This is a genomic window from Psychrobacter sp. Pi2-1 (assembly GCF_904846645.1).
Lineage (GTDB): Bacteria > Pseudomonadota > Gammaproteobacteria > Pseudomonadales > Moraxellaceae > Psychrobacter.
Map to the genome: position 1 here is coordinate 108,888 of NZ_CAJHBO010000004.1, position 21,113 is coordinate 130,000.

The following is a 21,113-nucleotide window of genomic DNA, read 5'->3' on the forward strand; positions in this document are numbered from 1 at the left end:
TTGCTTATGCCGTTAGAATACCTTTGATGATATCAAGGCCTTCTTGTAGCACTTCATCTTCAACCGTCAATGGCACCATCACACGAATGGCATTGCCATACATACCACAAGACGCTAGTAGCAAACCTTGCTCAAATGATTTTGCTTTTAGATTGGCTGCGGCGGCTGCATCAGGTTTGCCTTCGCTATCAATCAATTCAAACGCTAGCATAGCGCCCTTATGACGGATATGACCGATACTGCTAAGGTTCAAGCCTTTTAAGAATGAAGCAATGGTATCGCCAATCTCGATACTACGCTCAAGTAAGTTTTCTTCTTCGATCACTTCCATAACAGCAAGCGCCGCCACACAAGCAAGTGGGTTACCAGAATAAGTACCGCCCAAGCCGCCTACTTGCGGCGCATCCATGATGTCAGCACGACCGATGACCGCAGAGATAGGATAACCACCCGCCAAACTCTTGGCAGTCGTCATCAAATCAGGCTCAACACCTAGCTGCTCACCTGCAAACAACGTACCGGTTCTGGCGAAACCACACTGTACTTCGTCGAAAATAAGCACGATGCCATGCTCATCACAAATCTCGCGCAAGGCTTTAGCAAATGAAGGCGTTACCTGATGGAAACCACCCTCGCCTTGGACTGGCTCAATGATCATTGCAGCCACTTCACTAGGATCGATATCTGCTTGGAAAATCATGTCAAGGCTATGTAGCGCTTGCGCTTCTGTTACGTTCAACTCTTCTGCAGGGAACAACGCATGGAATACAGGTCCTGGCATCGGGCCAAAATTCTTTTTGTATGGTAGTACTTTGCCAGTTAGGCTCATACACATCATGGTACGACCATGCCAGCCACCAACAAAAGAAATCACGCCTGGACGACGGGTTTTAGCACGAGCAATCTTGATGCAGTTTTCGACCGCTTCTGCACCAGTGGTCAAAAAGAACGCCTTGGTATCACCGCTGATTGGGGCTTTTTCGCACAGCTTTTCTGCCAAATCCACGTAGCACTCATAGTTGATCATTTGCGCCGCAGTGTGCGTAAATTTGTCGAGCTGCTCATGCACACGCTGAGTGATTTTTGGATGGCTGTGACCGGTGTTCAATACTGAGATACCACCGACAAAGTCGATATAACGCTTGCCTTCGATGTCCCAGATTTCTGAGTTCTTTGCTTTTTCTGCAAAGATAGGAAAGGCAACCCCAAGTCCTGTTGGTAAAACAGCTTTGCGGCGCTCAAGTAATGATTGATTGGTAGTCATGGGAATGTCCTTTTCTGTGTTCGTAACATAAATGCCATCTAGTGATTGGCGGTTCATTTAAGACTTAGTGATATCAAACGGTGCTTGTCTGAGATAAAACACCGTAGATACCTATTAGGTTTTGTTAAATGCTCTATTAAATACTGGGCGAGTTATTTATTAGCTGATATCAGAACACCAGTATTTGGTCGTAATATAGTCTTCGATACCATATTTTGAGCCTTCACGGCCAAAGCCAGACTGCTTCACGCCGCCAAATGGGGCAACTTCTGTAGAAATCAAACCCGTGTTATGACCGATGATGCCGTACTCTAGCCCTTCGGTCACGCGCCATGAGCGTGCATAGTCACTACTATAGAAGTAAGCAGCCAAGCCATAAATGGTATCGTTGGCAGCACGAATCACTTCTGCTTCGTCTTTGAAAGTAAATATGGTCGCAATTGGTCCAAAGATTTCTTCAGAAGCGATATCCATATCACTGCTAATATCAGTGATAACGGTTGGGTTATACGTCAGCTCTGAGGCGTCATTGACACTACCGCCCGTGACCAGTTTGGCACCTTTATCGATTGCGTCTTTAAGGAGGGCTTGAACTTTATCTAACGCTTTTTTGTTGATAAGCGGGCCAATATCTACGCCCTCTTCCAAGCCGTTACCGACTTTTAATTCAGCCACTTTTTTGACAAAGACGTCTAAGAACTCATCTTTGATGCTGTCTTGCACGTACACACGGTTGGCGCACACACAGGTCTGACCCGCATTACGGTATTTAGAGGCGATAAGGCCTGCAGCAGCTTTCTCAAGATCGGCATCATCAAAGACAATAAATGGCGCGTTGCCACCAAGCTCTAATGACAGCTTCTTAATAGTCGGCGCGCATTGTGCCATTAGCGTACGACCGACTTCTGTAGAGCCCGTGAACGACAGCTTATGAATACGTGCATCACCCGTTAGGATTTCACCGATAGTTGATGATTTACCCGTTACAATCTGGAGCACACCTGCAGGAATACCTGCTTGCTCTGCCAAAGCGCCCAATGCCAATGCTGAAAATGGCGTTTCGGTGGCTGGTTTGACGATAATCGTACAACCTGCTGCCATCGCCGGTGCGACTTTTCGCGTGATCATCGCGGCTGGGAAATTCCAAGGCGTAATAGCGGCACAAACACCGACTGGCTGTTTGAGCACAACATGACGTAATTGCGTACTGTTAGCAGGAATGACATCACCATAAACGCGCTTGCCTTCTTCGGCGAACCAGCGAATAAAGCTATTGGCATAACCGATTTCGCCGCGTGACTCAGTCAGCGGCTTACCTTGCTCAGCGGTCATGATAATCGCGAGATCTTCTTTATTGGCATCGATAAGATCTGCCCACTTTTGCAACAACTCGGCACGCTCTTTAGCCGTTTTTGCCGCCCAAGCAACTTGAGCTTCATGAGCAAAAGCAACCGCTTCATTGACATCTTCTGTCGTGAGGCTTGGTACAGTACCAATGAGCTCGCCGTTAAAAGGATTGTCCACATTGAGGGCTTCATTGTCACTGGAGACATGCCAGCCGTCTTTAACGAAGCAAGATTGTTTGAGTAGGTCTGGATTTGATAACTGTAGCGTATTTGACATGTTGACGCTCCTTGTCATATAGGGGTATGTGTATGAGAATGGATATAGCCTGAGCTATTAAATAATTATTGATAATTGTTTTTTTGTTCAATATACTGAACGTGTATTCTATATACGAGACATCATTATAAGAACGATATGTCGCGATTTGCAACCCTTAATCTCATTATTTTAGAAATTATCTTGTACTTTTTCATTTTATTTCACTTTTATAGGTTACTTATGAGCTCGACTGCCGTGCCTGCGCTAGACAAAACCTTTCAGATTTTGGACTTGATTACCGATAGCTCACAGCCTCTGACAGCGGCTCATATCGCAAAAGAGCTTGGGCTACCGCGTAGCTCCACTCACAACATTTTGCAGAGTCTATTGACCAAGCATGTCATTTACAAAGACCCTGAAAGCCGTTTTTATTTGGGTTCATATTTGATGTACTGGGCAGGCAAGTACGAGCAGCAGCAAGGCGTGGTGCAGTTGTTTAAAGATTTGATTGTGCAGTATCCGGTACTTCTTCAGCACACAGTGACCTTGTCAAAACTTGATTTGGGCGAAGTGGTATTTTTGGCTTGTCATGAGTCACCTGCACCGCTTGGCTTTACTTTTCGAGCAGGCGTTCGCGTACCTGCCGTATTTTCTGCGACAGGCAAAGCCATGCTATCCACGTTGTCGATGGACAGCATCAAATCATTGTATAAAGATACGTTTCCAATGCCGATGACCCAGCATGGGGTCAAGAATTTTACCGATTTGGCAACTGAGCTTGCGGTGATACAAGAAAGCCGAGTGTCTCTCGATGATGGACAATTGCGCGATGGAATGTACTGCTTGGGCACTTATATTCGTAATGCGTCAGGCAATGCGGTTGCTGGTATGGCCGTGAGTTTTTTGCAAGGAGAGTATGAGTCTAAACGGGCTGAGGTCAGTGCGGTATTGATTGAATTGGCCGAGCAAATCGAGCAGCATTTAGGCTTCAATCCTAACGCTGAAAGGTAGCGTTAGGATTGAATATCAGTGCAGGTCTAAAAAATATAAACCAAAAAACTCTGTTAAACGACCCCATCGGCTTTTAGTTTAGCAATCATCTCACTGTCATAACCTAAATCAGCAAGCGTACTATCAGTGTGTTCGCTTAACTGCGGTGGCGGCGTACGATAGCTGACTGGTGATGCGGATAACTTAATAGGGTTACCAAGTGCGCGTACTGGACTGCCTTGCTCGGTGAAATTAACAATCATATTCCTCGCTTGCGCTTGCGGCATGGCCAAGGCTTCAGCCACATTATGAATCGCGCCGCATGGAATACCTGCCTGATCTAAAACCTCTAGCCAATAGGTACGTGGTTGCTCAGAAAATTTCTTGCTCAGCGCACCGCACAGCAGTTCGCGATTGGCAACGCGTTGTGGATTGGTCGCAAAGCGCTCATCGGTATGCCAATCGACTGAGAGTACGTCACACAGTTTGGCAAACTGACTGTCATTACCACAGGCTAAAATAAAGTGCTGCTCACCCTCGCCAGCAAATACTTGATACGGCACGATATTAGGATGCTGATTGCCTAGCCTTGGCGGTATCTTATCTGAGGCCAAATGATTCATACCGACATTGGCTAGCATGGCGAGCGCGCTATCGAGCAACGCCACATCGACATGTTGACCAACACCCGTATTTTGACGTGCCAGTAGTGCCGCTTGAATACCAATGGTCAACTGCAAACCTGCAAACAAATCAACCACTGCGACACCAACTTTGTGCGGCTCGCCATCGCTTGGACCCGTGATACTCATCAGACCTGACAGACCTTGGATAATATAATCGTAACCAGGGCGTTTGGCATCGGGACCTGTCTGCCCAAACCCTGTCAATGACGCATAAATCAGACGCGGATTGTCTTGTTTTAAGCTGTCATAATCCAAGCCATATTTTTTCAGACCACCGACTTTGAAGTTTTCGACCAAAATATCACTGTCAGCGATTAGCTGTTTAATAATGGTTTGCCCTATTGGCGTAGTGATATCTACCGTCAGTGATTTTTTATTGCGGTTAATCGTAGCGTAATAAGCGGAGGTGTCATCGCTGAATGTTGGCGGTGCCCAATGACGCGTTTCATCACCGATATGTGGACGCTCAACCTTGATAACTTCGGCACCCAGATCAGCAAGTACTTGGGTACAAGAAGGCCCTGCCAACACTCTCGATAAATCAAGCACTTTGATACCATGCAATGCGCCCTTTGGCATATTAGCCATATCAATCATATCTGTCATGAGCTTCCCTTACTCTGTCGCGTATTTTGCGACTTTTAATCATAAAATTGTTATTCATGATTTAGCTATTTAACCGTTGAATCATGAATAACAACTGAAAAACGTACGCTACTGTTAATGCTCTTTTGATAAAAAGCCAAGCAGTAACGTACGTCATAAAATACAGTTGTACCAAAAATTATTAGCTAAAAATTCTTAAAAGAACGCTTGAATGCCTGTCTGTGCACGGCCTAGGATAAGCGCATGAATATCATGTGTACCCTCGTAAGTGTTGACGGCTTCCAAGTTCATCACGTGGCGGATGATATGGAACTCATCAGAGATACCGTTACCGCCATGCATATCACGAGCGATACGTGCGATATCCAGTGCCTTACCACAGTTATTACGTTTAATGAGTGAGATCATTTCAGGCGCTGCATTGTCTTCATCCATCAAACGACCCACGCGTAGCGCCGCTTGTAGACCTAATGTGATTTCTGTCTGCATATTGGCAAGCTTTAACTGTACCAGCTGCGTTGCGGCTAGCGGACGACCAAACTGCTTACGATCGAGCGTATACTGACGAGCTGCTTTCCAGCAGAATTCAGCCGCACCCATCGAACCCCAAGCGATACCATAACGGGCTTTATTTAAGCAGCCAAATGGTCCTTTTAGGCCACGGATATCTGGGAAAGCATTGGCTTCAGGAACGAATACTTTGTCCATGACAATCTCACCCGTGACTGATGCACGTAATGAGAATTTGCCTTCGATTTTCGGTGCTGATAACCCTTTCATGCCTTTGTCTAAAACAAAACCGCGAATCTCGCCAGCATCATCTTTTGCCCACACGACAAACACGTCAGCGATAGGACTATTGGTGATCCACATTTTATTACCCGTCAGCTCATAACCGCCATCTACAGCGCGTGCACGAGTCGACATCGATGAAGGATCAGATCCTGAATCAGGCTCCGTCAGACCAAAGCAGCCAACATACTCACCCGAAGCAAGCTTAGGCAAATAACGCTCTCTTTGCTCTTCAGTACCGTACGCCCAAATAGGATGCATAACCAAGCTTGACTGCACGCTCATCGCTGAACGGTAGCCCGAATCAACCGCTTCCACTTCCTTGGCAATCAGACCATAGGCAACACTCGATAAACCAGCACAACCATAACCTTCAATCGTGACACCCAGCAAACCCATTTCACCCATTTGACGCATGATATTACGATCAAAATTCTCGTTGCGATTGGCCTCAACAATGCCCGGCATCAGCTCTTTTTGAAAAAACTGACGGGCGCTGTCTGTGACCATGCGTTCTTCTTCAGTGAGCTGGTCACGTAGTAAAAAAGGATCTTCCCAATCAAAGCGTGGGCTGGTAGATGTTGCCATGTGGATCTCCTTGGTATCAGTCATCCTGACTGACGAATAGTGATTGATACATCATTTGGTCTAACAAGTCATTGACTTTGTCATTCCGCTGTGCGAAACTTAGTTTCATAATGTAAAACCATTAAAGCAAACTTTCGCTGCGCTGTAAACCTTTATCAAAAAATATCGCCATCAAAAGAGATAGGAATAAAATGACAAAACCATCATCGACAGCTACGCCATTATTAGAACGCATGCATGGCGTTATGAGTCAGAGCAAAGAAGAGAACGACCGACAGTTTGTGACAGCATTGGGACGGGGACTGATCATACTGGCGGCTTTTGAGCATCATGAACGGCTCACCCATCAGCAGCTATGTCAGATGACAGATCTACCAAAAGCAACCATTACTCGCCTTATCCATACCTTAACCACGCTTGGGTTTTTACGAACGAATGATTATGGCCAGTATCAATTGGGCAGTAGTGCTGTACGGCTAAGTGCTACCGCTTGGAGTCGCCATGATATGGTCGCAGCGGCTGAGCCTTTACTGCGACAGTTTGCTAGTGAGAATGAAGTATCGGTGAATTTGGCTACCGAAGTCGAAGGAGAGATGCGCTATCACGCCTGCTGTCGTAGCCCCGCTCGCCTATCGGTCAACTTACAAGTTGGCTCAGCAGTTCCAGTGGCACGCACTGCTATCGGACGCGCTTTTTATGCGGTAAGTACGCAAGCGAGACAGGCTGTCATCATTAAAAATCTACAAGAGAATTTGTCTACCGAGGATTATAACCACGCACAAACTGCCCTAGCCAATGCGGCAGAGCATTATGAAAAATACGGCTATACCGTGTCTGATGGGGAGTTTTCTACCGATATATTGGCCGTCGCGGTTGGGGTATATGATGTTGCAACGGGGCAATATACGTATTCGCTCAATGCCAGTGTGCCAAGTGCAAACTGGAAAGCGGACGACTATGCGGTGATGATAGTGCCAAAATTGCAGGCGTTGGCGGAGCGGATTGGTGGTGGGGTTTAAAACAGTAATATGGTGAAGATATAAGCCTTCTAGCCAGTCATAATGCTTTTCTATTGATATAGGATAAAGGGCTGGTCAATTGGCTGGCTCTTTAGCGTCTAATACCCACACGGCATCGTGTCCAACAAAATACGTATGATGGTCCGCCACTTCTATGTTATAGACATAGTCTTCATAAGGATTGGGGCAGACATCGTTATAGCGTCGCATCTGCTCATGGATACTTTCTTCTGTTAATCCCATTGAATCGCCATACTTTTTGATACTGGCTAAAGCTTTTTTGAATAAACCTTCATCACCAATTCTATTTTCTTTGATTATTTTTCCCTCAAAGATTAGAGGTGAGTGCATCTCTCTTACAAACCTTTCTGCACTATGTGTCTTAGGCGCTATGTCTTGACGTAATCTTACATTCAATGTTTTATAAAGATCAGGGTCTATAATAAAGGGTGCCTTTTCATTGATGAGCAACTTGGCATCAGAAGTTTGCAGATTGACAGTTTTGATTTCTTCTTTGAACGCTTCTTCTGTATTGGCTAAACTGACAAACTGGTAGCCATCATCCGTAAATTTCACAAACTGAACCAGACCATCTGTCTCCCATAAGTCATGTTCCTCAATACTTTGAGTATACGCTGTACCTTCAGGGAAGTTAGGTAAGGTGCGTACAGGGATAAACGAGTAATCATCAAGTGCAATCGTATCACCATGAGCAGACGTTAGATATCCAGCTGGTAAACGCTCCGCCGATAACCACTCACCCTCTAAATCTTCAGGCTGCCGAGTTACCCAAAATGGGTGGTTGCTGGTACATAAGATATAGTTTCTACCCTTCTCACCTTGCTTGGCTACCGTTTCGTTAAAGTATTCAACTTTAAAGATTCTTTCCTTTTTCGGGGATGTAAACGTACTTATGACAGGCTTATACTCTATATCACCGCTACCATCTTCAGGCTTGAAGAGTACAGGCTTTGATAAAATTAAGTCGCCCACTTTGATATCTTGGATTGGCACTAGACCCTTATCCGTATGTACCAATGTACCTGCGACAAATCCTGGAACGTTTTTATTCATATTATCAACTCACTGAGATTATTTATTATAAAATTCACCGTCATACACCCAAATGCCTTTTTTTCCTACAAAATAAGTATGAGTATCGGCGACTTCAATGTTATAGACATAATCAGTGAAGGCATTGGATGTAGCTCTGGAGTCATTCTCCCAATCTGGCACTCTGTAGGCTGCAACTAACTTACTATAGTACTCTATCTCGACACGATTCTCAGGATTGTCTTTGTCTAAAAACTTATGAAACTTCGCATAAGGTTCAGAACCATCCTCCGAATGTAAGTCCCTACCTAAAAGACTATTGTCATCATTAGTAAACACCTCTACAGCTTCACCATTCCTAAAGTCAATCACCCCTATATCAATTTCACCTGGATCTGCATGCTTATCTTGACAGCTGTGCATATACAACCCAACCTTTGGATCGCTAGTTGCTATGACATACTTTCCTCCAATTTGATAAGGATCATACACCTCTTCGTGATATCTACCAGATATGTCAAGTATTTCACCTTGATGGCCTCTTTCTGGAAAAATATAATTAACAATATCGTTAGATGTAATGAACTTTGCAGCTACCCATCTTGGTTTTTCCTCATCACTGACATGCGTCCAGAATGGATGATTATCAGTACAGTAAATACCCTCAACAGGCGTTATAATCTTTTGTTTAGTAGCAGACTTGATGGTTCTTATCACAGGCTTATAGACCAGTTCTCCTTCACCACTTTCATCCTTAGACAGTACTTTATCACCGATTTTTAACTCCTGAATAGGTACTAATCCTTTATCTGTATGAACGAGCGTTCCCGCGACAAATCCTGTGTTGTTCATTAATTTTCCTTTCATTTTTTATTATTGATGTGGTTAGTTATTTAAACTCGCATCATGTACCCATACTCCTGCTCGACCAATAAAGTAGGTATGATTGTCTGCAACCTCAAAGTTATAGACGGTTGTCTTATAAAGAATAGGCTCGCCTTGATTGTCCTTTAAGTGGTTCGTTATCAGTATTTTACCTTTTTCGTCTTTGATACCAATGTCGAGATAACCGTGTTGCTGGTAATAGCTGACGTCTTTAACATAGCCCTTACCCTTATATTCTGCCTTACTATAGTCGAGCATGTGCGCTTCGGCATCTTGCACATAATCATCGTAGTAATCCTCATGATAGTGCTTTTGATACCAGTAATGATTTGGATTGAATTCTAAATTATCATTAGCGACTTGATAGGTAGGTTGCACACGCTCAACGGTATACATCACGCCATCGGTATTCACAGCAATTTCATACTGCTGTAGTTCGTCCACACGTTTAAAGTGAGGCTGATCATAGAACTCAATGTCCGCCTGTGGATTTTCCATAGCACCAACTACCCAAACAGGGTGATTGGGCGTCGCTAGAAAATGACTAATGGGACTAGCTGCTTGAATTTTTTCATCGACAAGCAGATAGTTGTGAATATCAAAATTTTCATCATCTGGTTTTAATCTATAAGGCGAAGTATTATTTTTCTCTAAACGCACGATCCACATCTCTTTGTCTTTATGCACAAAGGTCTTGAGCACTGGCTTATACTCTATGTCACCGCTACCATCTTCAGGCTTGGAGAGTACAGGCTTTGATAAAATTAAGTCGCCGACTTTAATGTCCTGAATCGGCACTAGTCCTTTATCCGTATGAACGAGCGTTCCTGCCACGAATCCTGTGTTATTCATGTCTTATCCTTTTTGATCTTGTCGTTTTAACCCATCAAACCTCAGCCCAAACTTTAGCAGATACTTACGCAGTCGGTCGCTGTCGTTATTGCTTTTTAGCTGAGTTCTGGAGTTGGCATACAGATAGCGCCCTGCTGGCGCTTGGTTTCTATGATTAATACAAATCTCAATCACATATGCCAATTGCACCGCATCAAATGGATCAATAGTTGTCAGCATGTCTTCATCGAAATATCTTCTTAAAATATTATGGCTACCCTGCTCGATGGTTTTCGCTATCTAAAGTAGCATATGAGCTATTTTTAATCACTTTATTGCATATACTGTCATTACTTGTTTGTGCAACCGAACTAACGCAGCTCCTAACGAAAGTGATTCTGACCAAACTGTTACCCATTGATACCGACGTAATGACGTCATGCGTGTATGATGTACGCGACCAATGTAAGCATCTTATCTATATCAATCATTACTATTGAGCCTCGCTATGCCTGAATCTCGTACCAATCTAAACCCTGAACCCAAAACCAGTTCGCCGTACTTTATCGGATTATTACTTCGCTATAGCACGTTTGGCGCGGCGATTTTAATTCTGTTAGCGGGTTTATTATTGGTAAGTTGGTGGCTGATTGTAATCGGTGGTTTGGCTGTGGCGCTTGGTATTTATGATTTGATTCAGTCTAAGCACGCGATATTGAGCAACTACCCTGTCGCTGGACATATTCGCTATGTGTTGGAAGATTTCCGTCCTGAGATTCGCCAGTACTTGCTTGAGGACGATAAAGAACAAGTACCGTTCTCACGTCAGCAGCGTGCGCTAGTCTATCAACGTGCTAAGAACGTTAGTGACACTAATGCCTTTGGTACGCTAGATAATTTATATACTCATGGCAAAGAATGGTTTTTGCAATCTACCATCAGTGCCCCACTAGAAAACAAAGACTTTCGTATTATGGTCGGTGGTGAGCGTTGTCAGCAGCCACACGATATGTCGGTATTTAATATCTCAGCGATGAGCTTTGGCAGCCTGTCAGCAAACGCCATCATGGCACTCAATCAAGGCGCAAAATTGGGCGGATTTACTCATGACACGGGCGAAGGCGCGATCAGCCCTTATCATCGTAAGTTCGGTGGTGATTTGATTTGGGAATTGGGTACAGGCTACTTTGGTTGCCGTGATAATGATGGTAACTTTGATCCACAGTCTTTTGCTGAAAAAGCCGTCGATCCTCAAGTTAAAATGATTGAAATCAAGCTTTCACAAGGTGCCAAGCCTGGTAAAGGTGGCGTCCTTCCCTCTAGCAAAATCACGCAAGAGATTGCAGACACACGTCAAGTACCTACGGGTCAAGACTGTATCTCGCCTTCTTCGCATACCGCATTTAGCACCCCGCGCGAGTTAGTCGCCTTTTGGCAGCAGCTGCGTGAGTTATCTGGCGGCAAGCCTGTTGGTTTTAAGCTATGTGTGGGTCAACCTTGGCAGTTTATGGCAATTGTCAAAGCCATGATCGAGACGGACAATTATCCTGATTTTATTGTCATTGATGGGGCTGAGGGCGGTACAGGTGCCGCGCCCGTCGAGTTCATGGACAATGTCGGTATGCCAATGGTTGAAGGGTTTCTGCTCGTTCATAATACTTTAGTCGGTGCAGGTATTCGTGACAAAATTAAGCTTGGTGTTAGTGGAAAAATCGTATCAGGCTTTGATATCGCGCGCATGATTGCGCTAGGTGCCGATTGGTGTAACTCAGCACGTGGCTTTATGTTTGCAGTCGGCTGCATTCAGTCGCGCTCTTGTCACACCAATACGTGCCCGACAGGTGTGGCAACTCAAGACCCTTACCGTCAAAAGGCGCTCGACGTCCCTAGTAAGGCTGAGCGTGTTGCAAGTTTCCACAAAAACACGCTAAAATCGCTTGCCAGTATCGTAGGCGCGGTCGGTTTACAGCATCCTAGCCAATTACAGCCGTATCATATCGCACGCCGCTTAGACGATGGGCAGATTAAGCTATTGTCCAAGTTTTTCTATTTTGCTGATAAAGGTGCGCTGCTAGATCATAGTGCCCGTGCTGACGTATTTAACCAGATGTGGGTCATGGCAAACCCTGATAGCTTCTTAGCTAATAATGATGCGCTCATTGCTTATAACAAAGACTCGCGCGATAAGGGCAAAGAAACTAGCGCACCAACAGAACACAGCGCTGGGTATAATTCTGAGCACTTGACCAATCTCACCGATGGTGGACGATTAATTGGTAATGTGAATAACACAATCCGTGACTTCCCGCCTACTAGCGACTGATTCAGCGCCTAAATCGTTGTTCTTAAAAAGTAGTAATGAAGGTGTAATTAAGCAGTAGATAGCCACCAAACTTAAATAATTTGTACATTAAAAGACGCGTGATTGATGCCAAGTTCTATTTTTACCTTATCCCTATCAACGATAGTGCTTGCGCTGGGCCTGAGCGCTTGCCAGCAGACCAATACTAATGCGGCTAGTAGCGACACCGATAGCTGGTCATGTCAGACTGAGGACACGCCTTTTACTTATAGTGTTTGCCGTGTGGATGCTACCGCGTTAGCGAGCGAGCGTTATTCATTACAACTTTTTTGGCAATCTTCTGATAACAATAAGCCTTTGCTAACCTTTGATGCGTTATTGGCCACATTACCGAATCATGAGACTCTCAACTTTGCCATGAATGCAGGCATGTACAATGAAAACTATGCGCCGATTGGCTATACAGTCATCGAAGGCAAAGAACTCAAATCGCTAAATATAAAAGAAGGTGGCGGTAATTTTCATCTATTACCTAATGGGGTTATGTGGTGGGACAAAGCTGGCAACGTGCAAATCACCGAAAGTAATGCGTTAAATGAGCAGCTAAACTATGGTGATGTGCAGCCTTGGTATGCGACGCAATCGGGTCCTATGCTGGTCATCAATAACGAGATACACCCACAGTTCAACCCTGATAGCAGCTCAATCAAACTGCGTAATGGTGCAGGCGTTTGCCGTGATGGCAGTATACAGCTCGTTAATAGCGATGAGCCTGTGACCTTTTATCAGTTTGCAGAACTATTTAAGAATGAGCTGGGTTGTTCAAACGCGCTGTTTTTGGATGGTGGTATTGCCTCAGCGTTGTATGCGCCTAGTATCGATAAGCAAGATAAAAAAGAGATGGGCGTGATGATTGGATTGGTTGAAAAGAAAGAGTAATGTACCTTGATACTCTTTCTTTTCAACTAAGATTAAAAAAGCACTTAGCGTGATTATTTCATGCTAAGTGCTTTTTTATAAACGTTTATTTTGAATATTGTAGTCAAAGAACTCTAAAATGGGTACAAGGCAGCCGACTGCAGATTGTACAAACAGTACATCTAAGGAGGATAACGCCGTAGCGGTTTAGTAGTTCACCGACTATATGTTAAAAACTTAACCACCCAAACTCATCTTAGGGCCAAACGGTTCGTAATGAACGCTATCGGTACCATGATCTAAGGCTACTAACCCGTCAATCATGCTCTCCATAAATGGCATCGAGCCGCACACATAGATATCGGCAGGTTTAGGCAAGCTAGCAAGCCACGTCTCATCTAATATTTGCCCAGACTCAAAGTAAAATATATGCTTTTCTACGTTCTCAGCCTTAGCAAGTAATGCCTCTACCTGATCAGAAAAAGCATGATGAGCGACATTTTGACAGGCGTAAACCCAGATAGTAGGACGTTTAGGATTGGCTAATACTTGCGCCTCTAACATCGCCAGTACAGGCGTCACCCCGACTCCTGCACTCATCAATACTAACGGAATATCATTTTGCTGTACCAAATCTTGATTGAACGCAAAGTCACCAGCTGGCGCCGATAATAAAACCGTATCACCGACTTCTAGTTGATCATGCATATAGTTAGAGACCAACCCATGATGCGCATTACGGTTATCACGTCGAACCGCAAACTGAATGCCTGCATCGGTACTGGCAGAGTATAGAGAATAATGACGCAGGGCTATATGGTCGCTGTCTTTTGGGTCTGTTTTCACCGTGATATATTGACCAGCGGTTAAGGTCAACTTGCTTAAATCAATCTCTTGAGCGTTTGCTAAATCATCACCTGTTCTGTTCTCACTCTGATTAACTGGTACCACGGTAAAGGCTGCGATATCTGTAGCGACCGCTTCCTTTTTAATTACCTTAAATGATGCAAACCCCTGCCATATTGCCTCTTCATACATACCATGCTCAATCTGAATAAATACTGAAGCAATCTCATCATAAGCTTCTGTCCAAGCGGTAATGATGTCGTCAGTGGCTGCCTCTCCCAGCACTTCTTTTATCGCCCCAATTAAATGCTTGCCGACGATAGGATAATGCTCAGGCAATATCTGTAAGGCTCTATGCTTATGGCTAATCTGAGTCACTTGTGGCAATAGCGTAGCCAGTTTGTCCAAGTGCTTGGCAGCGGCCAATACTGTCATTGCTAGCGCCGTCTGCTGTCTTCCCAATTTTTGATTGGTCTCATTAAAAATATCTAACAATTCAGGATGCTCGTTAAACATATTTTTATAAAACACAGTGGTAATCGCAACGCCATGCTCTTCAAGTACAGGAACAGTTGCGGTGACGATTTCTAACGTTTTTGGTGAGGCCATGTTGTTTCTCTTAGTCATTAACTGCATTGATAAATTGAGATGTTAAAAATAATCCGTCTAAAATGGCAATAATGAGCAGACCTTTTTACAGTGGTCATCAAAATTTTTAACCGCCCAATTCGGAAGTGTGTTAACATTCATTTAAAATGAATGTTAACACACTTTACTAGGCATACCAATATACAATTAATATAGAACCGATTTGAATCGACAAAAAAACAGCCGCTATGTTGTCATAACAGCTGTTGTTATAAAGATTTAAGCTGTGTTAACAGGTTTTAGGAGTTAGATTGAATATTAAAATTACCGGGCCATATATTGAGTCATTTCTTCAACGCCATGTAGCGTCATCGGGTACATTTTATTTTCGAATAGCTTTTTAATTTCAACGATAGTTTGCGTATATTGCCAATACGACGGGTTTTCAGGGTTGAGCCAAGTTACTTTATCAAAATGCTCCAGTACGCGTTTCAACCATACGATGCCCGCTTCATTATTCATATACTCTACGCTGCCGCCTACTGTCATCAGTTCATAAGGTGACATCGATGCATCACCGACGAAGATGACACGATACTCACGGCCATATTTATTGAGTAGCTCAAACGTTGGCATCGGCGCACTATGACGACGATTATTGTCCTTCCACACATAGTCATACAAACAGTTATGAAAATAAAAGAACTCTAAGGTTTTAAATTCATTTTTTGCCGCAGAAAACAGTTTTTCGAGCGCTTCGACATGGATATCCATACTGCCGCCCACATCAAACAACATCAACACTTTGACACGGTTACGGCGCTCTGCCTGCATATGTATATCGAGCACCCCCTTTTTTGCCGTACGCTTAATCGTCTCATGAATATCTAGCTCGTCAGCACTGCCTGTCCGCGCAAACTGGCGCAGATTGCGTAGCGCCATCTGAATTTGGCGAGTACCGAGCTGATTATCATCATCGAGATTGCGATATTTACGCTGCTCCCAGACTTTTGCTGCGCTACGTTTGCGCGACTCACCGCCAACACGCACGCCTTCTGGATGGTCACCATAAGCACCAAATGGTGAAGTGCCGCCTGTGCCTACCCATTTACTACCACCTTGATGACGCTCTTTTTGCTCTTTTAACCGTTCCTCTAACGCCTTCATCAGCTCTTCAAGCGAGCCGTACTTTTTCAGTAGGCGTCTTTGCTCTTCGGTTAGATTCTTTGGATCGAGCTTTAGATCCAGCCACTCTTTGGGCACATCTGTCAGCTTGGCTAATAGCTCATCCATATCGAGGCTATCAACACCTTCAAAATAATCCGCCATGGCCCGATCGAACTTATCAAAATGGCGCTCGTCTTTGACCATGCACAGTCGAATCAGCCGATACATATCTTCGCGGCTAGCAAAAGTAGTCAGTGCTGGATCTTCAGGATGCGACTGCATCATCAGCCCTTTATCTAACGCGGCATTGAGATCGAGCAGCTCGCGCGTACTGACTGGCACGCCGTAAGTACGCAAGGTATAGAATAGTTTGATAAACATAAGAGTCGTATCACTTATTGGCTGATATTATTATCTGGTGATATTGCTGATATCATTGATTGGTACAGTCACAGGTTGAGCGCTTGCGTTGACTTTTACATCAGATATTGGATATAAAAGGTTAAAGCTAACGCAAGCGGCAAACATTAACGACGCATCATATTGGCAAAACGCTGTAATAAACTCACATCTGCTTCGTTTTTGAGCAACGCACCATATAGAGGTGGAATAGATTTCTCGCCGCGCAGATTTTCTTCTAGCTCGTCCTGAGCCATATCATCAGCAAGTAACAAGGTTAACCAGTCGACCAACTCAGACGTTGATGGCGGCTTTTTAAGACCTTGAATACCACGCAGTTTATAAAAGATATCCAATGCATCATTGACCAGTTTTTCTTGAATATCTGGAAAATGCACTTCGATGATTTGGCGCATGGTTTCTTCTTCTGGGAAGTCAATATAGTGGAAGAAACAACGACGCAAAAATGCATCTGGTAGCTCTTTTTCATTGTTTGAAGTAATAATAACTACTGGACGCTGCGCCGCTGTAATAGTCTCACCCGTCTCATAAACATAAAAAGACATCTTATCAAGCTCATGTAGCAAGTCATTTGGGAACTCGATATCGGCTTTATCAATCTCATCAATTAGCAGTACGCTACGCTCTGTACTGGTAAAAGCGTCCCACAGCTTGCCCGGCTTAATATAGTTGGCAATATCATAGACCTTATCATCACCCAACTGTGAATCCCGCAGGCGTGATACCGCATCATACTCATACAGTCCTTGCTCCGCTTTAGTCGTCGATTTGACATGCCAAGTAATCAGTGGCATACCCAAACTCTCAGCAACTTCTTCGGCAAGCAACGTCTTACCTGTGCCAGGCTCACCTTTGATCAGCAATGGCTTTTGTAAGGTCATGGCGGCATTTACGGCCAGTTGCAAATCGTCGGTAGCAATATAACTACTGGTACCAGTAAAGTTTTTCTTAGTATTGTCAGCTGTGGTCATAATCAGATCTCGATTGTTGTTATAGATAAGTTGTTATAAATGGATAGGTCTAAAACATGAATGACTAATAAAGGATAAATTAGTAAAGAATAAATTAGATTAGCACAGCCTGATGCATTGCCAAAATACTCATGCGTTCGCATTTATTAACAATTGTTATGTGCAGTTCATAGTGAGCAATTATTTATTTGACTACTAAACAATCTGGCACAAAAAAAGACACGCAGCGGTGTCTCTTTTTCTGGTATCAAATAAATTCTAAAACAATAGTACTATCTTAATGCCTAGCCTATTTTATCACTTATCAGACGTATCGCTATCTGTTCTTTTAGCCAATGTACTGTCTTTTTTTAAGCTTACATTAGTGTCAGGCTGGTCGGTTACGGTAGCGCCTTCTGGCAAATAGCTGCCTGTGGTCATTTGTAACGTTGCCTGTGTATCTTCTGCGCTGCGGCTACGGGCTTTGTCCAAACTTGATGCAAATGCGCTGCGTATCAGCTGCCATACAAAACCAACAAACAACCCTGCGACCAGTATCACTAATATCGGCAGCATATTGGCAACCGCGCCTGCGTAATCTTTCATCATCACAGCATAGACGACGCTGATACTGGCTGGTGCAAGCTCGCTCGGATCGCCAAGCGCTGTGCCTGGTGCTAGTAATACTGCAAACAGAACCATCCAACTCATACCGCCCAATGGTTTTGGCAGTACACGAGCAACGAGTATCCATAGCACTAGTACCAAAACAGCACCGCCAAGATAAGCATACATCGGCAAATCGGCGGGCGGTACGTTTTTTACCATTTGACCCCACCAAATGGCAATCTCACCGAGAATGTCACTGATAGATTCTAATGGTAAGCTATGTAAGATGTTTTTTAACCAGTCCATGCGTGTTTCATTACCTGCGTTTATCACCGTTGACACGTTATGTGCCTAGCAGTGTATGGTGCGTTCTGTCGTACCAAAATAAGATCAAATACATAATCGATGCACACATCAATGTGCGTTTCTATCTGTATTTTTTTATGTGGATGTCATGGGGTGTCAGTTTATCACGACTTTCTACCCAAATGCATGTGACCAAATGTGTCATGAGTGTTTTGTCCATAGCATTGTAAAGACCATTCTCTCAATCACCTTGCCACAACCGTCTTACCAATAAGCGTACCAATCGTCAATGTTATCTAGTGGTAAAATGTATCTAGTCGTAGATATTGTCTTGCGCTTCACGAGCGCGTAGCTCTGCTTGGCGGCGCATGACATCTTGTGGTGGCATCTGCACAAAATAACCTTGGGACGCTAGCTTTGCCAGTACTTCTTCTTTATCAACACGCGCCAGAGTGGGCGTCGCCGCCAGATCTAGGTGCATGACAAACTTGCTACGGCCCAACCCTGCACGAAAGTCTTTTGGCAGTACGCCAAGCCAATCTTTGATCTCATCGGTATCATCAGGATATTCAGGACGCGCAATATATACATACATGTCGTCATGTTTGGGAAATTTATAAATATCGCAATGCATAAAAACCACCTATCAGAAACTATGGTCGTAGGTTAGCATATTTCAGGCAAACACCAGTAGTCGCTTTGCGTGTTGCTATCGTAATTTTTGTCAAAATACACAGATAAAACGCTGATATGAGCAATAAAAATATCGTTGTAAAACACAACCTGTTTGACAGACTGCCCTATCAAAACATGATTTTTGCCAAATTTATTTATTTTAATGGCTTTGATGGCTTGTAAAAGCGCTTTGAACCTTTCATAATAAAAGCGTTTTTCAGGAGAGAGTTTATCAGCATCGTTTTTGTATTGAACCCTATTGGTTATACAACTATCGCAATTGCTAGATAACCACCGAAGGCGCATCCACCCTGCCAATCGCTCAGGTAAAAGGACTGAAAAACGCATGTCACTGTTGTTTGATAATATTTAGTAGTATGACGCTCATAGCGCACTACCTTATCAAACATAAGGCATAACAAATCTGGAGAGTGGTAAGAACGGACGACGTCTTACCCACCGAAGGGGAGAAAATACGCTATCATCAATGATAGGGCTCATATAACTGCCCAAAAATGATGGTTCGTGTTGAAAATCTCAGGTCACAGGACAGATAGGGCTTTAGCTCAAACTGACGTATAGCGTCTGTTTGGCTTATGTCTTCATCTTTGCTTTCTGTGTCACCCTTTGATGTGATATTTGCGCCTTGCAATATTGCTTCTCGCTACTTTTACGTTGCGCATCACTCCCTACTCTGCCGAGTACGACTGATGTACACATAAGGATTTGTTATGACTGATACCCATTTTCAAGACATCACTTCTCAAAACGCTCAAAGCCAAGCTCCTCAGCGCACCCCTTTTTACCAGTCTCATATTGATAGTGAGGGCAAACTGGTCGATTTTTCTGGTTGGGAATTGCCAATTCATTACGGTTCACAAATCGAAGAGCACGAAGCGGTACGTACAGATGCCGGTATGTTTGATGTCTCACATATGGTTGTGACTGATATCAAAGGCGCTGATACCAAAGCATGGCTACAAAAACTGCTCGCAAACGATGTCAACAAACTCACTACCGCTGGTAAAGCGCTGTACTCTGGTATGCTCAATGAGCAAGGCGGCGTCATCGATGATTTAATTGTCTACCTGATGAATGCAGAAGAAACTGAGTACCGTATCGTCTCTAACGCAGCCACTCGTGACAAAGACTTAGCACAGTTTAATAAAGTCGCTGAAGGTTTCAATATTGAGATTACCGAGCGTCCTGAGCTTGCCATGCTCGCCGTGCAAGGTCCAAATGCTATTACAAAACTGGCTCAAGCCAAACCAAGTTGGGCAGATACCTTAGCAGGGCTAAAACCTTTCGTTGGTGCTGACTTGACCGATATCGAAGGCACCGATTGGTTTGTAGCTCGTACTGGCTATACCGGTGAAGATGGCGTCGAAGTCATTATGCATGCCGATGATGCCCCTGCTTTTTTTAAGCAGCTAAAAGCAAATGGCATCAAACCTGCCGGTCTTGGCGCACGTGATACCTTGCGTATGGAAGCGGGCATGAACCTCTATGGCCATGACATGGACGAAACCATCAGTCCTTATGAGTGCAACATGGGCTGGACGCTAGCGCTCAAAGACGACCGCGCCTTTGTTGGCCGTGAAGCATTGGTCAGCAAACGTAAGCAGTCAAAAGAAGACAACACCGCTATGAAGCAAGTGGGTCTGCTATTGACCACGCGTGGCGTATTGCGTGAAGGCATGACAGTGACTATCAATCAAGGCACTGGCAATGAGCAAACTGGCATTATCACCAGTGGTACATTCTCCCCTAGCCTAAAAAATTCAATCGCGATTGCTCGTGTGCCTGCCAGCTTATCAGAAGATGACAGCGTACAAGTCGATCTACGCGGCAAAGGTAAATTCGTCGATGTACGCGTACTAAAGCTACCTTTTGTCCGTAACGGCAAGCAACAGTTTGACTCTTAGGTCTTATAAATTCTATCATTAGAGCGCGTTGTCATTTTACATACGATTATAAAAGTGACGACACGCCTAGCCTCCATTATTTTTGTTA

The 21,113-nt window shown here is 44.1% G+C and carries 18 protein-coding genes and 2 riboswitches; of the genes, 5 read left to right on the forward strand and 13 right to left on the reverse strand.

The window, feature by feature from the left end; genetic code table 11:
* Positions 1 to 4: 4 nt before the first annotated feature.
* On the reverse strand, positions 5 to 1,264 hold the full coding sequence (gene gabT, locus JMX91_RS04075) for a 4-aminobutyrate--2-oxoglutarate transaminase (protein ID WP_201547789.1): 1,260 nt from the start codon (positions 1,262 to 1,264) through the stop codon (positions 5 to 7).
* 159 nt (positions 1,265 to 1,423) lie between these two features.
* Entirely contained in the window at positions 1,424 to 2,887 is a 1,464-nt protein-coding gene (locus JMX91_RS04080) for an NAD-dependent succinate-semialdehyde dehydrogenase (protein ID WP_227679260.1), read from the reverse strand.
* Between the two features lie 222 nt (positions 2,888 to 3,109).
* Here JMX91_RS04080 and JMX91_RS04085 point away from each other — a divergent pair, with 222 nt between their 5' ends.
* Positions 3,110 to 3,880 (forward strand): IclR family transcriptional regulator, encoded by a 771-nt coding sequence (locus tag JMX91_RS04085; protein ID WP_201547792.1) that lies wholly within the window; start codon positions 3,110 to 3,112, stop codon positions 3,878 to 3,880.
* A gap of 53 nt (positions 3,881 to 3,933) precedes the next feature.
* On the opposite strand, the gene JMX91_RS04090 is transcribed toward JMX91_RS04085, so the two are convergent.
* Both JMX91_RS04090 and JMX91_RS04095 read right to left on the reverse strand, forming a co-directional pair.
* Positions 3,934 to 5,142 (reverse strand): CaiB/BaiF CoA transferase family protein, encoded by a 1,209-nt coding sequence (locus JMX91_RS04090; RefSeq protein WP_201547843.1) that lies wholly within the window; start codon positions 5,140 to 5,142, stop codon positions 3,934 to 3,936.
* Between the two features lie 204 nt (positions 5,143 to 5,346).
* Positions 5,347 to 6,531, reverse strand: a complete 1,185-nt coding sequence (locus JMX91_RS04095; protein ID WP_010198628.1) for an acyl-CoA dehydrogenase — start codon at positions 6,529 to 6,531, stop codon at positions 5,347 to 5,349.
* A 191-nt stretch (positions 6,532 to 6,722) separates the two neighbouring features.
* Here JMX91_RS04095 and JMX91_RS04100 point away from each other — a divergent pair, with 191 nt between their 5' ends.
* Entirely contained in the window at positions 6,723 to 7,550 is an 828-nt protein-coding gene (locus JMX91_RS04100; protein WP_227679261.1) for an IclR family transcriptional regulator, read from the forward strand.
* 75 nt (positions 7,551 to 7,625) lie between these two features.
* Here the strand turns inward: JMX91_RS04100 and JMX91_RS04105 are convergent, their stop codons facing one another.
* The 4 genes from JMX91_RS04105 to JMX91_RS04120 are packed head-to-tail and all read right to left on the reverse strand — an operon-like array spanning position 7,626 to position 10,559.
* Positions 7,626 to 8,624: a hypothetical protein gene (locus JMX91_RS04105; protein WP_201547851.1), complete on the reverse strand. Its 999-nt coding sequence runs from the start codon at positions 8,622 to 8,624 to the stop codon at positions 7,626 to 7,628.
* 18 nt (positions 8,625 to 8,642) lie between these two features.
* A complete protein-coding gene (locus JMX91_RS04110) occupies positions 8,643 to 9,455 on the reverse strand; it encodes a Hint domain-containing protein (RefSeq protein WP_201547794.1) in 813 nt (270 codons plus the stop codon).
* Positions 9,456 to 9,488: 33 nt separating this feature from the next.
* Entirely contained in the window at positions 9,489 to 10,340 is an 852-nt protein-coding gene (locus JMX91_RS04115) for a hypothetical protein (RefSeq protein WP_201547795.1), read from the reverse strand.
* Positions 10,341 to 10,343: 3 nt separating this feature from the next.
* Complete coding sequence (locus JMX91_RS04120; protein WP_201547797.1) at positions 10,344 to 10,559, reverse strand: hypothetical protein; 216 nt, start codon at positions 10,557 to 10,559, stop codon at positions 10,344 to 10,346.
* Between the two features lie 268 nt (positions 10,560 to 10,827).
* Here JMX91_RS04120 and JMX91_RS04125 point away from each other — a divergent pair, with 268 nt between their 5' ends.
* Complete coding sequence (locus JMX91_RS04125; RefSeq protein ID WP_201547799.1) at positions 10,828 to 12,642, forward strand: FMN-binding glutamate synthase family protein; 1,815 nt, start codon at positions 10,828 to 10,830, stop codon at positions 12,640 to 12,642.
* 105 nt (positions 12,643 to 12,747) lie between these two features.
* The gene (locus tag JMX91_RS04130) at positions 12,748 to 13,560 is read left to right on the forward strand and encodes a phosphodiester glycosidase family protein (protein ID WP_201547801.1); all 813 of its coding nucleotides are present in this window, start codon (positions 12,748 to 12,750) and stop codon (positions 13,558 to 13,560) included.
* A 216-nt stretch (positions 13,561 to 13,776) separates the two neighbouring features.
* On the opposite strand, the gene JMX91_RS04135 is transcribed toward JMX91_RS04130, so the two are convergent.
* From JMX91_RS04135 to JMX91_RS04155, 5 genes are all read right to left on the reverse strand, one after another.
* Complete coding sequence (locus JMX91_RS04135; RefSeq protein WP_201547803.1) at positions 13,777 to 14,994, reverse strand: globin domain-containing protein; 1,218 nt, start codon at positions 14,992 to 14,994, stop codon at positions 13,777 to 13,779.
* A gap of 303 nt (positions 14,995 to 15,297) precedes the next feature.
* Entirely contained in the window at positions 15,298 to 16,521 is a 1,224-nt protein-coding gene (locus JMX91_RS04140) for a vWA domain-containing protein (protein WP_101205694.1), read from the reverse strand.
* Positions 16,522 to 16,667: 146 nt separating this feature from the next.
* Positions 16,668 to 17,531: an AAA family ATPase gene (locus tag JMX91_RS04145; protein WP_101205695.1), complete on the reverse strand. Its 864-nt coding sequence runs from the start codon at positions 17,529 to 17,531 to the stop codon at positions 16,668 to 16,670.
* A 297-nt stretch (positions 17,532 to 17,828) separates the two neighbouring features.
* Positions 17,829 to 18,461, reverse strand: a complete 633-nt coding sequence (locus JMX91_RS04150; RefSeq protein WP_227679262.1) for a hypothetical protein — start codon at positions 18,459 to 18,461, stop codon at positions 17,829 to 17,831.
* 277 nt (positions 18,462 to 18,738) lie between these two features.
* The gene (locus tag JMX91_RS04155; protein ID WP_058025835.1) at positions 18,739 to 19,059 is read right to left on the reverse strand and encodes a YcgL domain-containing protein; all 321 of its coding nucleotides are present in this window, start codon (positions 19,057 to 19,059) and stop codon (positions 18,739 to 18,741) included.
* 249 nt (positions 19,060 to 19,308) lie between these two features.
* Positions 19,309 to 19,448: riboswitch (glycine riboswitch) on the forward strand.
* Positions 19,449 to 19,514: 66 nt separating this feature from the next.
* A riboswitch (glycine riboswitch) is annotated at positions 19,515 to 19,663 on the forward strand.
* A gap of 168 nt (positions 19,664 to 19,831) precedes the next feature.
* Between JMX91_RS04155 and gcvT the strand changes: the two genes are divergently transcribed.
* Positions 19,832 to 21,025, forward strand: coding sequence for a glycine cleavage system aminomethyltransferase GcvT (gene gcvT, locus JMX91_RS04160; protein ID WP_201547805.1), 1,194 nt, complete (start codon positions 19,832 to 19,834; stop codon positions 21,023 to 21,025).
* The last annotated feature ends 88 nt before the right edge of the window (positions 21,026 to 21,113 follow it).